Origin of the sequence: Herbaspirillum sp. 3R11, from assembly GCF_004563925.1 — a bacterium.
Taxonomy (GTDB): domain Bacteria; phylum Pseudomonadota; class Gammaproteobacteria; order Burkholderiales; family Burkholderiaceae_D; genus Herbaspirillum.
In genome coordinates, this window is record NZ_SPNJ01000006.1 from 175,812 (window position 1) to 189,685 (window position 13,874).

Sequence of the window (13,874 nt, forward strand, 5' to 3'; positions counted from 1 at the left end):
GGGAGTTGTCTTGTTGGCAACATCGGTGTGTTGCTAAACAACCGACAGAGCAGCCTGTCAGCGCTATCAGGGCCGCGCCAGGCCGTCGTCCTCGTCGTCCACGACTTCTGGCACCTGGGCGCGGTTGAGCCGGTAATAGGCGATGAAGTCCGCCGCCGGCATCGCCTTGGCATACAGCCAGCCTTGCACGTATTCGACCCGGTGCTTGCGCAGGTAGTCGGCTTGTTCCTGCGTTTCGACGCCTTCGGCGACGATGCGCAGGCCCAGCGTCTTGGCCATGCCGATGATGTGCGGCGTCACGCTGCTGGTGGCGGAATCGGTGCCGATGGTGTCGACGAAGGACTTGTCGATCTTGAGTGCGTCCAGCGGCAGGCTTTGCAGATACGACAGGCTGGAATAGCCGGTGCCGAAGTCGTCGATGGCGACCGCGTAGCCGGTGTTGCGCGCATTGGTCAGCGTGACGCGCGCCGAGTTGACGTCCATGAAGCCGCGCTCGGTGGCTTCCAGCCAGATCTGCCGCGGCTCGATACCGGTGTGTCTGAGCGCGGCGGCGACCGAGTCCAGTGCGCGTCCGCTCTTGATGTCGTCAGCGCTCAAATTGACGGCGATGTGCAGGCCGCGGTCTGCCACCAGCAACGCATTGAGTTCGCTGACCACGCTCCGGATCACCTGGTCGGTGATCGGCAGGATCAGGCCGCTTTCTTCCGCCAGCGGGATGAACAGGTCGGGCCGCACCATGGTGCCGTCCGGACGGCGCCAGCGCACCAGCGCTTCGGCGCCGATGCAGCGGCCGCTGGCGAGTTCAATGATGGGCTGGTAATGCACCACGAACTCGGCGCGCTTGACCGCGATGCTTAGTTCACCCAGCGGCGACAGGCGCCGGCGCACACCCCAGATCAGCGCGCCGACCAGCAGCGCCGCCACCAGGATGCCGACCGGCACCAGCAGCAATTGCTCCTGGCGCAGGCGCTTGAACAGAAAATTGCGCGGCTCGATGGCGATGGCGATCAGGCCGGCGGAATGGGCGGTCGCCACCAGGTAGCTGTCGTCAACGCTGTTGACCGGGTTGGCGATGATGTCGCGCACCAGCATCGGATCGGGGGAATTCTGCTCGCCCAGCACGAAGCCCTGGTCGGTCGCGGTAGCCAGCTGGATGCCCGGATCGACGATCACGTCGGCGAAGCGCGACGGCACCGTCAGCACATTGTGCGAACCGTATTGCACCGACATCATCGGATTGCTCTGGGTAACCACGGGCAGCATGCGCAATGTCACCTGCAGGCCGTCCAGGGTGACGAAGTCTGGCGGCGTCACCGCCACGCGCACAGTGGTGCGGCCCCATGAGGTGCATTGCAGGAAGCCGTTGCGGAAATAGCCGATCTCTTCCACCGAGCGCGTGTTGACGGTCAGCTGGCGCATGCGCGCGATGTGCGCGTCGGAGCAGGGCGGTACGTTGAGCGGCTCGATCGCGTGCAGCGCCGAGCGGATTTCAGTGAAGGAAATGTTGGCGCGCGCAATGGCGCGCTCAGCGTATTGGGTCAGGCGGGTCTGTTCTTCGTTGACCGCGCGCGTCCACGACAGGTACAGCATGCAGGCCAGCGGCAGCACGGCGCACAGGATGGTCAGCACCATGGTGATAAGGATGACGCGCGATCGTTTCAAGGCCGCTCTCCCCGCTGTTGTTGTCTGGAGCTGCTCCGCTTTGAGATGAGTGTAGGGCAAATTCCCGCGCGCGTGGCGACGCCCGTGGCGGCCGGAACACGCATTTGCTTATTCATGCTTTGAAGTCATGGATGAAATGATATTGATGCTGTTTTAAAGCGGGCGCCGAAGCGCCACAATCCACTCCGTCAATCAACCAATTCATCAACGGAACAACGGAGAAACCATGTACGCAATTACCGGAATCACAGGCCAGGTCGGCGGCGTCGTCGCGCGCCAATTGCTGGCGCAGCACAAGGGCGTGCGCGCAGTCGTACGCGACGCCGCCAAGGGTGCGCAATGGGCGGCGCAGGGCTGCGGCCTGGCGCTGGCCGACATGAACGATGCGGCGGCATTGGAGCGCGCTTTCCACGGCGCGCAGGGCGTGTTCATCCTGCTGCCGCCGACCTTCGATCCGACGCCGGGCTTCCCGGAGGCGCGCAACTGCATCGCCGCGATTCGCCAGGCCCTGCTGGCGGCGCAGCCGAAGAAGGTGGTTTGCCTTTCGACCGTCGGCGCTCAGGCCAGCCAGGAAAACCTGCTCAACCAGCTCGGCCTGCTGGAAGAAGCGCTGAGCGATTTGCCGATGCCGGTGGCCTTCCTGCGCGCCGGCTGGTTCATCGAGAATGCGCTGTGGGATGTCGCCGCGGCGCGCGAAGGCGCCATGCCGAGTTATCTGCAGCCGCTCGACAAGCCGGTGCCGATGGTCGCCACCGCCGATGTCGGTCGCGTTGCGGCGGAGTTGCTGCTGGAAGAGTGGCAAGGCAAGCGCATCGTCGAACTGGAAGGACCGAAGCGCATCACGCCGCTGCAACTCGCGGCAGGCTTCGGTAAATTGCTGGGCCGCGAGGTCGAAGCGCAGATCGTGCCGCGCTTCACCTGGGCCGACCTGTTCCGCAAGCAGGGCATGGGCAATCCCTTGCCGCGCATGCAGATGCTGGACGGTTTCAACGAAGGCTGGATCGAGTTCGAAGGCGGCCGCACCCGTTCGCGCAAGGGCGAGGTGGAACTGGACACCGTGCTGCGCGAGCTGATCGCCCGCGCAGGCTGACCGGCTCTTGACTTGAGGTCAGCGCGCGCTGCGCTGGCCCCAGATCACGCCAGTCAGCACCAGCGCACCGGCCAGCGCATGATAGGCGTGCAGTTGCTCACCCAGCAGCGCCCATGCCGCCAGCGCTACCAGCAAGGGCAGCAGGTTGGCGAACAAGGCGCTGCGCGGTGCGCCCAGATGCTTGATGGCGTTCATCCACAGGAATGGCGCGCCGATCGACGCCAGCAGGCCGGCGTACATCACCATCGGCAGGTTCTGCGCGGTCAGCGGCGAGGCCGGCGCCGCCAGCCAGAACGGCAACAGGATCAGGCTGCCGAAGATGGCCTGCACATACAGCTGCGTCCACGTCGTCAACGGCAGCGACCAGCGTTTCAGCAATACGCCGTAGAGCGCATTGGAGGCCACCGCGATCAGCATCAGCGCGTCGCCGGTGTGCAGGCCGCCGCTGAACAGTTTGCCCGGGGCGCCGTGCGTGCTCAGCACGATCAATCCCAGCAGCGACACCAGGCCGCCCGCGACGCGCGCGGTCGACAGCGGTTCGCCGGACAGTATGCTGCTCAGGCAGGCCGAGATTAGCGGCATCAACGCTACCGTCACACCCATGTTGACGGCCGAGGTGCTGTGCGCCGCCTCATACGCCAGCCCCTGGTACATCGCCATGCCCAGCGCGCCGAGCAGCAGCAGGCGCGCCCAGTTCCAGTCGGCCGCAATCGCTGCGCGCTGCCGCCATGCGGCAAGGCCGAGGAAGGGCGTCATCACCAGCACCGCCAGCACCCAGCGATAGAAGGCGATGGCCGCCGGCTCGATCGCGGTCGACGCGGCCTTGGTGACGATGGTGTTGCCGGACCAGATGCAGACAGCCAGCAGCGGCAGCAGGTAGAACTTGCCGCCAGTCTTTGAGAGTGCAACGGATGCAGCGGCGGAGGTGCTTTGCGCAGGCGCGGCCAGCGCGGAAGTGCGATTCGACATGATGGCTCCTTGGAAGTGTTGCACCATCGTGCGCGTTTTCCATGCGTGCATAAAGTGATATTGTTGCAGTTCATCAGTGCAACTGATGCAGCATTTAATTCAGCAACATTCACTTTTTGCAGGAGCAATCCGCATGCGCGATCTCGACTTCAACATGGTGCTCGACCTTGAGGCTCTGCTGCGCGAAGGCAGCGTGGTCGGCGCGGCCAAGCGACTGCATTTAAGCGCACCGGCCATGAGCCGCCGCCTGGCCAACCTGCGCAATGCCGTCGGCGATCCCTTGTTCGTTCCTGCCGGGCGCGGTCTGGTGCCGACCCAGCGCGCGCTGGAATTGCGCGACAAAGTGGACGCCCTGGCGCAGGAAATGCGCAAGGTCTTCATGACCGATCAGGTCGATCTGTCGACGGTGGAACGCACGATGGTGTTGCGCACCAATGACGGCTTTGCCGGCGCCTGGGCGGCCAAGCTGGCGCAGCGCGTGGCGCAGGAAGCGCCCGGCATTTCACTGCGCTTTTCGCCACGCACCGACAAGCACGTAGCCGGCCTGCGCGACGGTCTCATCGATCTGGAAGTGGGGGCGCTGCATGAGGGCGACGACACCTCGGATGAGCTGCACACGCAACTGTTGTTCCGCACGCCGTTCGTCGGCGTGGTGCGCGCCGGTCATCCGCTGGCAAGCAAGAAAATCAGCCTCGCCAATTTCACCGCATGGCCGCACATCTCGGCCTCGCGCCACGGCCATAACAGCGGTCCGATCGACGATGCGCTGGAAGCGCGCGGCCTGCAACGCAAGGTTAGATTGGTGGCGCCGGGATTTCAATCTGCCATGGTGATGGCGGCTTCGTCAGACATGGTCGCCGCCGCGCCCGAACTGTTCGCGCGCTGGGCCATGCAGCATCTGCGCCTGCATATTTTTCGCCTGCCGCTGGCGACGCCGGAAGTGGAAGTCTCGCAGAGCTGGCATCCGCGCCGCCACACCGACCCGGTGCACAAGTGGCTGCGCGGGCTGGTGCGGGAATTGTGCAGCGACGGTATCTGATCGCCTGACCGGATCGTTCAGGCCAGCGTGGTGGTGACTTCCGTCTTGACGCTGGTCATCAGTTTTTGCACCGGGCATTTCTCCGCCACCGCCAGCAGCTCCTGACGCTGCGCTTCCGTGAGATCGCCGCTCAGGCTGATGGACGCGGACAGGCGATAGACGCCCTGGCGTTCTTCGCTGTTGTCGCGATCGATGCTGATCTGGATGTCTTCCACCGGAATGTTCTTGCGCTTGGCGTACCACACCATCGTCAGCGCCTTGCAGGCGCCGAGCGCAGCGTCGTACAGGTCATGCGGATTGGGGCCTGCATCGACGCCGCCTTCGTCCACCGCGCCGTCAACCGAAATCACGTGGTTGCGCACGTGGACGATGTGGCGCATGGCGAGCGACTGGTCGCGCTTGATCTGGATGGACATGGACGTTCCTTGCAATGAATTGGGGGAACGCCAAATGTAGCGCAGTTTTTAACGCTGCGGCATTCCTTCCTCAGGCGCGATAGCGGAACGGCGCCTTCAGCAAATCCTCGATCTTTACCGGCAAATCGCGCACGCGCACGCCGGTGGCGTGATACACCGCCGCCGTTACGGCCGGGGCCAGTCCTGCGATGCCGATCTCGCCGATGCCGCGCGCGCCGAGCTCGTCCAGCGCCTTGTCCGGATAGTCGAGGAACACCACGTCCATGTCCGGCGAATCGGCATTGGTCACCATCACGTAATCGGCCAGGTTGTTGTTCACCGGCTTGCCGTTGCGCTGGTCGTAGTGGGTTTCTTCAAACAGCGCCATGCCCAGTCCCATCACCACCGCGCCCTCGATCTGGTTGCGCCCGGTGCGCGGATTGATGATGCGGCCGGCGTCGATCACGGTCACCACGCGGCTCACGCGCAGGCGCGCGATGTCCGGTTGCCAGCGCACCTCGACGAAATGCGCGCCGTAGGAATGGATGGAGATCTTGTCCGCGCCCGGATCGCTGCTGCTGGCGCCGGACTTGCCCTTGCCTTCGACGCCGCTTAGTTGCGCCGCGCGCAGCACCTCGGCGAATGCCACGCCGCTTTGCGGCGATTGCCCGCGCCGGTGGATGCGGCCGCCGGAGAAGGTCAGTTCTTCGGCGCGGGTCCCGCGCAGCGGTGAAGACGGATGCTCAGCCGCTACCGCGACCGCCTGCTGCATGGCGGCGCGTGCGGCCTGCGCCACGGCCGGCACCATCGACGCGGTGGCCATCGAACCGCCCGACATCGGTCCCGGCGGCAGCTTGGTGTCGCCGATGGCGACGATGATGTTGGACATCGGGATGCCGGTGGTTTCAGCCACCATCTGCGACACCACGGTATAGGTGCCGGTGCCGATGTCCTGCACCGCCGACGACACGCGCGCGTTGCCGTCGCTGCCCAGCGTCACCGCCACTTCCGCGCCGAGCCGCTTGGCCATCCACGAACACGCCGCCACGCCCCAGCCGACGATTTCACCGTCCTGCTGCATACTGCCCACGGCCGGATTGCGGCGCTCCCAGCCAAAGCGTTCGGCGCCGGTCTGCAGCGCTTCGCGCAGATGGCGTGAAGAAAACGGCGCGTTGATGCTCTGGTCGGTGGCCGGTTCATTGAGCAGGCGCAGCTGCACCGGATCAATGTTGAGCGCAATCGCCAGCTCATCCATCGCCGATTCGGTGGCGAACAGGCCGGGCACCGCGCCCGGGCCGCGCATCGAGGTATTGGGCGCGATGTGGCGCTTGACCGGCGCACCGGTGACGCGCAGGTTGTCGGTGCCGTACAGATAGGCGGTGGCTTCGCCGCAGTGTTCGACGCTCGCTTCCACCTGCGCCACGTGGAACAGGTAATCCTGCTGCACCGACGTCAGCTTGCCGCCCGCCGTGGCCGACAGGCGCACGCGCTGCTGGGTGTTGGTGCGATGGCCGACGTTGTGGAACATCATGTCGCGCGACACCACCAGCTTGACCGGCCGGCGCAGGTTGCGCGCCGCCTGCGCCGCCAGCAGGCTGTGCCCCCATGGCCACAGCTTGCCGCCGAAACCGGAGCCGAGGTATTCGGTGATGATGCGCATGTTCTCCGGCGGTACGCCCAGCATCTGGCTCATGACGCCGCGATGGTTGACGATGGCCTGCGAGGTTTCGTACAGCGTGAACGATTGCGACAGGCTGTCGTACAGCGCCACCGAGGCGTGCAGCTCGATCGGGTTGTGCGTCTCCACCGGCGTGGTGTAGGTCTGGTCGATGCGCACTGCCGCATTGGCAAAGGCCGCATCGGGACTGCCGCGTTCGCTGTCGACCTTGGGTTTGCCGTCGGCCGCCAGCTCCTTGCGCACGTCATGCGCTTCCTTGCGGTAGTCGACGCGCACCGCGGATGCCGCTGCCGTGGCTTGTTCGAAGGTATCGGCCAGCACCAGTGCAATGTATTGGCCGTAGTAGCGCACCGTTGTGTCTTCCAGTGGCGGACGCTTCTCGTCGGTCTTGACGCCCGAAGACGGATTGATGTGGAAGAAGCGGCCGATGTTGTCGTGCGTGTAAATCATGCGCACGCCGGGCATCTTCGCCGCCGTTGCCGTGTCGATGCTGCGGATATCGCCGTGGGCGATGGTGGCGCATACCGGCACCGCGATCAGCATGTCGGGATAGCGATGGTCCGAGGTGTAGCGCGCGCGACCGGTGACCTTGAGCGGACCGTCGATGCGCGGCACGGCGGCGCCGACGCCGGTCTGCAGGGACGGATTCTGGGACTGGACGGGTGAGGGCATCATGCGCTCCTTTTAGCAGCGTCTTGAGTAGCGGCGGTGCGCAAGGCTTGCACCAGGCAGCGCTGAATCAGGTCGACCTTGAACACGTTGTCGCGCAAGGGCCGTGCATCGCGCACCGCAGCGGCGGCGGCGCGGGCGAACACGTCCACCGTGGGCGCCGCATCCTGCAGCACGGCTTCGGCTTCAAGAGAACGCCAGGGTTTGGCGCCGACGCCGCCGAGCGCGACGCGCGCACGTGAAATCCGATTGCTGTCGATACTCACTTGCACCGCCGCCGAGGCCAGCGCAAATTCATACGACGCGCGATCGCGCAGCTTGAGATAAGTCGATCCGGCATTCGCAAGCGGCGGCCGCAGCGTCACATGCGTCACCAGTTCTCCCGGCGCCAGCACGGTCTCGCGTTGCGGCGTGCTGCCCGGCAGCAGATGGAATTCATTGATCGGCACGATGCGCGCGCCGTTCGCGCCCTGCACGTGGATGATGGCCTCCAAAGCCACCAGCGCGACGTTCATGTCGGACGGATTGGAGGCAATGCACTGCGCGCTGGTGCCGAGGATCGCCAGGTTGCGATGGAAGCCTTCCTGCGCCGCACAGCCGCTGCCGGGCTGGCGCTTGTTGCAAGCCGTGGCGGTGTCGCGGAAGTAGACGCAACGCGTACGCTGCAACAGGTTGCCGCCGGTGGTGGCCATGTTGCGCAGCTGCGCCGACGCGCCCGACAGCAACGCCATGCTCAGCATCGGATAACGCTGCACGATCAACGGATGATTGGCGAGGTCGCTGTTGCGCACCAGCGCGCCGATTTTAAGGCCGCCGTCGGCGGTCTGTTCGATCTGATTGAACGGCAGGCGATTGATGTCGATGACTTGTTGCGGCTGCTCGACGTCGAGTTTCATGAGGTCAATCAGCGTGGTGCCGCCGGCGAGGAAGCGGACCGGTTGCGGTGCAACGTCCATCGACGCGGCAGCGAGGCGCACGGCCTCGTCGGGACTCTGTGCGCGCAGCATCTGGAAGGTGTGCATGGCGGCTCCTGAAAGATGTGAAGAGAAGGATGAGCGGGAATCAGCCGGCGTCGCGCACCTGGCGAATGGCGGCGAGGATGTTGGAATACGCGCCGCAGCGGCAGATGTTGCCGCTCATGGCTTCCTTGACGTCGGCATCGGCGCGTCCGCACGGTTCGGTCAGCAGCGCCGCCGCCGACATGATCTGGCCGGAGGTGCAATAGCCGCATTGCAGACCGTCATGGGCGACGAAGGCGGCCTGCAGCGGATGCAGGCGATCCGGTGTGCCGAGTCCTTCAATCGTGGTGACGCTGTCGCCCTCGTGCATCGCCACCAGGCTCAGGCAGGAATTCACGCGGCGGCCGTTGACGTGCACCGTACAGGCGCCGCACTGGCCGTGGTCGCAGCCTTTCTTGGTGCCGGTGAGCTGGAGGTTTTCGCGCAGGTAGTCGAGCAGGCTGGTGCGCACGTCGACTTTGGCTTCCTGCGCAACGTCGTTGACGGTCAGTCGCACCGTGACAAGTGAGTCGTCCACTGCGCCGACCGGGGCCGAGGCCGCAACCGGGGCTGCCAGCGCGGCCGTCGGCAAGGCCCCCAGCGCGCCGCTGGAACCGACCCACATCAGGAAGGAGCGGCGTGTCAGTTGCGGTGCGCCGCTTTCCGCATCGCTCTCTTCTGCGGGCGGACTTGCGGATTCGACAAGTCCGGAATTGTCTTGCCCGGACGAAGGCGGGGAAGGGCGGCGTTCTTCTTGCTGGTTTTCATTCATGATGGGCTCATTGAAAATTGGCTGGAAGCAGACCAGTTTGGCCGCGTGCTTGCAACGAAAGTTCAACAAAACCCACGCAAAAAACGATGCAGCGCGATAGCGCATTGCGCTGACGTCAAGATGCTGTTTTGTCTGACTGCGCCGCCCCCTCGAAGAGCGCCTAATGACAAGTTAAAGGCGACGCTATATCGCTGGAAATATCACGCGCCGCAACCGCCAACCACCCAGCGCCACAGTCAGCCCGAGCGCGGCCAGTTCGCACACAGCCGCCACCCATCCCAGGTCAATGACACCCACGCTGTTCAGCGTCAGCGCACCGAGCGCCGCACCCAGCGAAAACCCCAGGTACATGAACGACGCATTGAGCGAGAGCACCACCGAGGCGCCCTTGAGTCCGGCCGCCTCAATCAGGCTGGCCTGTTGCGCCGGATAGAACGCCCAGTGCGCCACACCCCATGCCGCCACGCCGATCAGCACCGGGATCAGCGCATGCGATGGTGCAATCCACTGCGCGCTGCCCGACAACAGCATGAACGCCGCCACCGTGACCAGTAGCGCCGGCACGATGACGCGGCGCGCGCCGTAACGATCCACCGACTTGCCGCCGATGGCCACACCAAGGGCAGCAGCTGCGCCCCACATGAACAGCACGTAGCCGATTTCGGCGCCGCGCAAGGGTGTCGCCTGCGTCACGAAGATCGCCAGGTAGGTGTAGATGGTGTACGCGCCGGTGGCCCACAGCGTGGTCGTCAGCAAGGTGCCGAGGATCACCGGATCCTTCGCCGTGGCGAGGCGTTCGCGCAGGCTCGCCACCGGCAGGTTGGCGCCGATGCCGCGCGGCAGACCGAACACCACGCCGATGGCCGCCGCCACCGACAGCGCGGCCACCCCGGCGAAGGTCATGCGCCAGCCGAGCCGGTCGCCGATCAGCGCGCCCAGCGGCACGCCGAAAGCCACCGCGATCGAGATGCCGCCGTTGACGATCGCCAGTGCGGTGCCGCGTCGTTCCGGCGCGACGCTGGCGCCGGCCAAGGCATTGGCGCCGGGTACGAAGATCCCGGCCGACGCCGCCAGCAGGATGCGCGCCGCCATCAGCATCCAGTAGTCGCGTGCCGCCCAGGCCAGCACATTGGCCAGCGCAAACACCACCATCGCGGCGATCATCAGGCTGCGCCGCTTGACGGCGCCGGTCAGCGCGGTCAGCACTGGCGAACTCAATGCGTAGGCCAGCGCAAACACCGTCACCAATTGGCCGGCCGCCACCACGCTGATGTGCAAGTCGGCGGCGATATCCGGCAACAGGCCGGCGATCATGAAGCTCTCGGTGCCGACGGCGAAGGTGCCGAGGGCGAGCCAGAACAGCGGCGTGTAATTGTTCGTACCTTGCGATTTGATCTCAGTCATACGCCCTCCGCCGAGGCCGCAGCACCAATCTCACCAATCTCACCAATCTCACTAATCGCCGCGCATTCCTGATCCGACAAACAGATGCGCACCGCAGCGACGTTCTGCTCCAGATGCTGCGTGCGCGAGGTGCCGGGAATCGGCAACATCACCGGGCTGCGCTTGAGTAGCCATGCCAGCGCGATCTGTGCCGGCGTGGCCGCGTGACGTGTGGCGATGGCGTCGAGCACCGCCGTTTGCGCCAGGCTGCCGGCCGCCAGCGGATACCAGGGGATAAAGCCGATGCCGTGTTGCGTGCAGTAATCCAGCACTGCTTCGCTGCTGCGATCGCTCAGGTTGTAGCGGTTCTGCACGGTCGCCACTTTGAAGTAACGCGAGGCTTCGCGGATCTCGTCGACGCCGACTTCGCTCAGTCCGGCATGCCGCACCAGGCCGATGTCGATCAGGTGGCGCACGGCGTCGAACTGTTCACGCGCCGGCACGGTGGGATCGATGCGATGCAACTGCCACAGGCCGATCTGCTCGACGCCGAGCCGGCGTGCGCTGGCGTGGGCCTGCTGGATCAGGTACTCGGGCCGTCCCAGCGGCGTCCAGCGATCGGGTCCGGTGCGCGCCAGCCCGGCCTTGGTCGCCACCAGGATGCCGCCGTAAGGATGCAGCGCGGTGCGGATCAGTTCTTCCGACACGTTCGGCCCATAGGAGTCGGCCGTGTCGATGAAGTTGACGCCGACGTCGGGCAACATCCGCAACGTGCGGATGGCCTCGGCGCGGTCGGCCGGTTCGCCCCAGATGCCGGGGCCGGTGATGCGCATGGCGCCGTAGCCGAGGCGGTGCACTTCGGTTTCGCCACCGATCAGGAAGCTGTTGTAGCTGGACATGGTGTTTTCCTTGATGCGTATGTGTGTGCTTACGCTGCCAGCGCCTGCTCGTGGAACGGATAGTCGGTGTAGCCGACTTCCGTGCCGCCGAAGAACGAAGGGCGGTCGTAGGCGTTGAGCGGCCAGCCGTTGCGCAGGCGTTCCGGCAGATCCGGATTGGCGATGAAGTCGCGGCCGAAAGCCACCAGGTCGGCGTCGCCGGCTTGCAGGATCGCTGCGGCGCTGTCGCGCTTGAAACCGCCGGCGGCGATGATGAGGCCGGGATAGTGACGGCGCATCAGTTGCGCGGCCACCGGCGCCGGATCCTTGCTGTCGTCGTCGACGTTGCCCAGCACGCGCGGCTCGATCAGGTGCAGGTAGGCGAGGTCGAGCGGCGCCAGTTGGCGGGCAACGTAGGAAAACAGTTCCTGCGGATTGCTGTCGGACATGTCGCCCCAGGTGCCGCTCGGGCCGAGTCGCACCGCCACGCGCTTGTGGCCCCACACATCGATCAGCGCACGCGTGACCTCAAGCAGGAAGCGGCTGCGGTTTTCATAGGAGCCGCCGTACTGGTCGGTGCGCTTGTTGCTGCCGTCTTGCAGGAACTGGTCGAACAGGTAGCCGTTGGCGGCATGGATTTCAACGCCGTCGAAACCGGCGGCGACGCCGCGTACGGCCGCGTTGCGGAAGTCTTCCACCAGACCGGCGATTTCTTCAATCCGCAATGCGCGCGGCGGCGTATTCGGCACCCATCCCGATTCGGTGTAGGCGACGCCGCCGTGTTCGACCGCCGACGGCGCGACCGGTTGGCCGCCATCGGGTTGCAACTGGCTGTTGGACTGGCGTCCGGCATGGTAGAGCTGTAAAAAGATGCGGCCGCCCTTGGCATGCACGGCGTCGGTGACCAGCTTCCAGCCGGCGATCTGATTGTCGTCATACAGGCCGGGCGCGCCCAGGTAACCGTTGCCGTTGGCGGCGGCGATGGTGGCTTCGCCGATGATCAGGCCGCCGGCCGAGGCGCGCTGCGCATAGTAGTCGGCCATCAGCGGGCCGGGGATGGCGCCGGCTTCGGCGCGCATGCGGGTGAGCGGCGCCATGACGACGCGATGGGACAGATGAAGCGGACCGATGACGAGCGGGGTGTGCAAGGTGGACATGATGTTTTCCGTGATGAGGTTGGCTTACAGGTGGCGAAGCAGTGTGTTTCGCCGGTGTAGCCAATATAGGTCTTTGCCCTCACAAGAAAAATAGCCCGCAGTTCGCAACATATCGGACAAGCATTCCGCAATCGATAGGTGTCGATCGGAATGTGCAGTGAAATTGCAATGCAGTGAAATTGTGAGCCGGCGATAAATCGGCTAAGGTGCGCTCAGGGCAGGTAAATCATTTAAAACGACGGGGAATCATGGATAGCCTCAACGGCATCGCAATGTTCGTGCAGGTCGCGGAAACGCGCAGTTTCACCGAGGCGGCACGCCTGCTCGGGGTGTCGTCGTCGGCGGTCGGCAAAAGTATTGCCCGCATGGAAGAGCGCTTGCGCGTGCGGCTGTTCCACCGCAGCACGCGCAGCATCACGCTGACGGCGGAGGGCTCGCTGTTCCTTGAGCGTTGCCGTCGCATCCTCAGCGAAGTCGACGCCGCCGAGGCCGAACTGTCCGACGCCGCCGGCAGTCCGCGCGGTCGTCTCAAGGTCGGCGCGCCGCAACTGACCGGTTTGCTGATGCCGGTGTTCGACAGCTTCATGCAACGCTATCCCGACATCGACCTCGACATCGACATGTCGGATCGCATGGTGGACGTGATCGAAGAAGGTTTCGACATCGTCATCCGTACCGGCGAGCAACACGACTCGCGCCTGGTTGCGCGCCGCATCGGCGCCTGTCCGCACGTGCTGGTGGCGACGCCCGGTTATCTGACGCGTCACGGCGAACCCGCGCATCCGAGTGATCTCGCACGTCATGCCTGCCTGCAACATCGCTTTCCCGCCACCGGCAAACTGGAACGCTGGCCGCTGCGGCGCGAAGACTCCGAACCCGAACTTGTCCTGCCGGAGACCATCACGGTCAACACCATCGAGCCGTTGGCCTACTCGGTGATGCAAGGACGCGGCATCGCCTTCCTGCCGACCTTCCTGGTACGCGAGGCGCTCAGCACCGGGCAATTGCGTACGGTGCTGGACGATTACCTTGAGCGCACCGTGACGTTCTGGATGCTGTGGCCGGCCAGCCGCTATGCCTCGCCCAAGCTGCGCGTCTTCATCGATCACCTGAGCCAGCATTTGCGCATCTGAGCATCTGCACGCCTGGTCAGCACATCAAATTGCCATGCCGAAAGTTCATGG

The 13,874-nt window shown here is 65.1% G+C and carries 12 protein-coding genes; 3 read left to right on the forward strand and 9 right to left on the reverse strand.

Annotation, left to right across the window (positions count from 1 at the left end; translation table 11 throughout):
* Positions 1-66: 66 nt before the first annotated feature.
* The gene (locus E4P32_RS22880) at positions 67-1,662 is read right to left on the reverse strand and encodes an EAL domain-containing protein (RefSeq protein ID WP_116436209.1); all 1,596 of its coding nucleotides are present in this window, start codon (positions 1,660-1,662) and stop codon (positions 67-69) included.
* A gap of 226 nt (positions 1,663-1,888) precedes the next feature.
* Between E4P32_RS22880 and E4P32_RS22885 the strand changes: the two genes are divergently transcribed.
* Positions 1,889-2,752, forward strand: coding sequence for an NmrA family NAD(P)-binding protein (locus E4P32_RS22885; RefSeq protein WP_116436210.1), 864 nt, complete (start codon positions 1,889-1,891; stop codon positions 2,750-2,752).
* Between the two features lie 18 nt (positions 2,753-2,770).
* On the opposite strand, the gene E4P32_RS22890 is transcribed toward E4P32_RS22885, so the two are convergent.
* Positions 2,771-3,721: a DMT family transporter gene (locus tag E4P32_RS22890; protein ID WP_116436380.1), complete on the reverse strand. Its 951-nt coding sequence runs from the start codon at positions 3,719-3,721 to the stop codon at positions 2,771-2,773.
* 133 nt (positions 3,722-3,854) lie between these two features.
* On the opposite strand from E4P32_RS22890, the gene E4P32_RS22895 reads away from it, so the two are divergent.
* Entirely contained in the window at positions 3,855-4,760 is a 906-nt protein-coding gene (locus tag E4P32_RS22895; protein WP_116436211.1) for a LysR family transcriptional regulator, read from the forward strand.
* A 17-nt stretch (positions 4,761-4,777) separates the two neighbouring features.
* Here E4P32_RS22895 and E4P32_RS22900 read toward each other — a convergent pair whose 3' ends face one another.
* The 7 genes from E4P32_RS22900 to E4P32_RS22930 all read right to left on the reverse strand — a co-directional run bounded on the left by E4P32_RS22900 (position 4,778) and on the right by E4P32_RS22930 (position 12,690).
* On the reverse strand, positions 4,778-5,176 hold the full coding sequence (locus E4P32_RS22900) for an OsmC family protein (RefSeq protein WP_116436212.1): 399 nt from the start codon (positions 5,174-5,176) through the stop codon (positions 4,778-4,780).
* Between the two features lie 70 nt (positions 5,177-5,246).
* Entirely contained in the window at positions 5,247-7,505 is a 2,259-nt protein-coding gene (locus E4P32_RS22905; protein WP_116436213.1) for a xanthine dehydrogenase family protein molybdopterin-binding subunit, read from the reverse strand.
* A complete protein-coding gene (locus E4P32_RS22910; RefSeq protein ID WP_116436214.1) occupies positions 7,505-8,524 on the reverse strand; it encodes a xanthine dehydrogenase family protein subunit M in 1,020 nt (339 codons plus the stop codon). Before E4P32_RS22910 ends, E4P32_RS22905 begins: the two co-directional genes overlap by 1 nt.
* 40 nt (positions 8,525-8,564) lie before the next feature.
* Positions 8,565-9,125 carry a 2Fe-2S iron-sulfur cluster-binding protein gene (locus E4P32_RS22915; protein ID WP_116436381.1) on the reverse strand — a complete coding sequence of 187 codons (561 nt, stop codon included), beginning with the start codon at positions 9,123-9,125 and terminating at the stop codon, positions 8,565-8,567.
* 330 nt (positions 9,126-9,455) lie between these two features.
* Positions 9,456-10,676, reverse strand: a complete 1,221-nt coding sequence (locus E4P32_RS22920) for an MFS transporter (protein ID WP_116436215.1) — start codon at positions 10,674-10,676, stop codon at positions 9,456-9,458.
* Positions 10,673-11,554: an aldo/keto reductase gene (locus tag E4P32_RS22925; RefSeq protein ID WP_116436216.1), complete on the reverse strand. Its 882-nt coding sequence runs from the start codon at positions 11,552-11,554 to the stop codon at positions 10,673-10,675. Before E4P32_RS22925 ends, E4P32_RS22920 begins: the two co-directional genes overlap by 4 nt.
* A gap of 29 nt (positions 11,555-11,583) precedes the next feature.
* Positions 11,584-12,690 (reverse strand): alkene reductase, encoded by a 1,107-nt coding sequence (locus E4P32_RS22930; protein WP_116436217.1) that lies wholly within the window; start codon positions 12,688-12,690, stop codon positions 11,584-11,586.
* 248 nt (positions 12,691-12,938) lie between these two features.
* On the opposite strand from E4P32_RS22930, the gene E4P32_RS22935 reads away from it, so the two are divergent.
* Complete coding sequence (locus E4P32_RS22935) at positions 12,939-13,823, forward strand: LysR family transcriptional regulator (protein WP_116436218.1); 885 nt, start codon at positions 12,939-12,941, stop codon at positions 13,821-13,823.
* Positions 13,824-13,874: the final 51 nt, after the last annotated feature.

Bases quoted from the DNA above. Each gene is read 5' to 3' on its own strand.
- E4P32_RS22915 (WP_116436381.1), bottom strand. From the start codon at position 9,125: ATGTGGGTCGGTTCCAGCGGCGCGCTGGGGGCCTTGCCGACGGCCGCG.
- E4P32_RS22930 (WP_116436217.1), bottom strand. From the start codon at position 12,690: ATGTCCACCTTGCACACCCCGCTCGTCATCGGTCCGCTTCATCTGTCC.
- E4P32_RS22905 (WP_116436213.1), bottom strand. From the start codon at position 7,505: ATGCCCTCACCCGTCCAGTCCCAGAATCCGTCCCTGCAGACCGGCGTC.
- E4P32_RS22935 (WP_116436218.1), top strand. From the start codon at position 12,939: ATGGATAGCCTCAACGGCATCGCAATGTTCGTGCAGGTCGCGGAAACG.
- E4P32_RS22885 (WP_116436210.1), top strand. From the start codon at position 1,889: ATGTACGCAATTACCGGAATCACAGGCCAGGTCGGCGGCGTCGTCGCG.
- E4P32_RS22895 (WP_116436211.1), top strand. From the start codon at position 3,855: ATGCGCGATCTCGACTTCAACATGGTGCTCGACCTTGAGGCTCTGCTG.
- E4P32_RS22925 (WP_116436216.1), bottom strand. From the start codon at position 11,554: ATGTCCAGCTACAACAGCTTCCTGATCGGTGGCGAAACCGAAGTGCAC.
- E4P32_RS22890 (WP_116436380.1), bottom strand. From the start codon at position 3,721: ATGTCGAATCGCACTTCCGCGCTGGCCGCGCCTGCGCAAAGCACCTCC.
- E4P32_RS22900 (WP_116436212.1), bottom strand. From the start codon at position 5,176: ATGTCCATCCAGATCAAGCGCGACCAGTCGCTCGCCATGCGCCACATC.
- E4P32_RS22920 (WP_116436215.1), bottom strand. From the start codon at position 10,676: ATGACTGAGATCAAATCGCAAGGTACGAACAATTACACGCCGCTGTTC.
- E4P32_RS22910 (WP_116436214.1), bottom strand. From the start codon at position 8,524: ATGCACACCTTCCAGATGCTGCGCGCACAGAGTCCCGACGAGGCCGTG.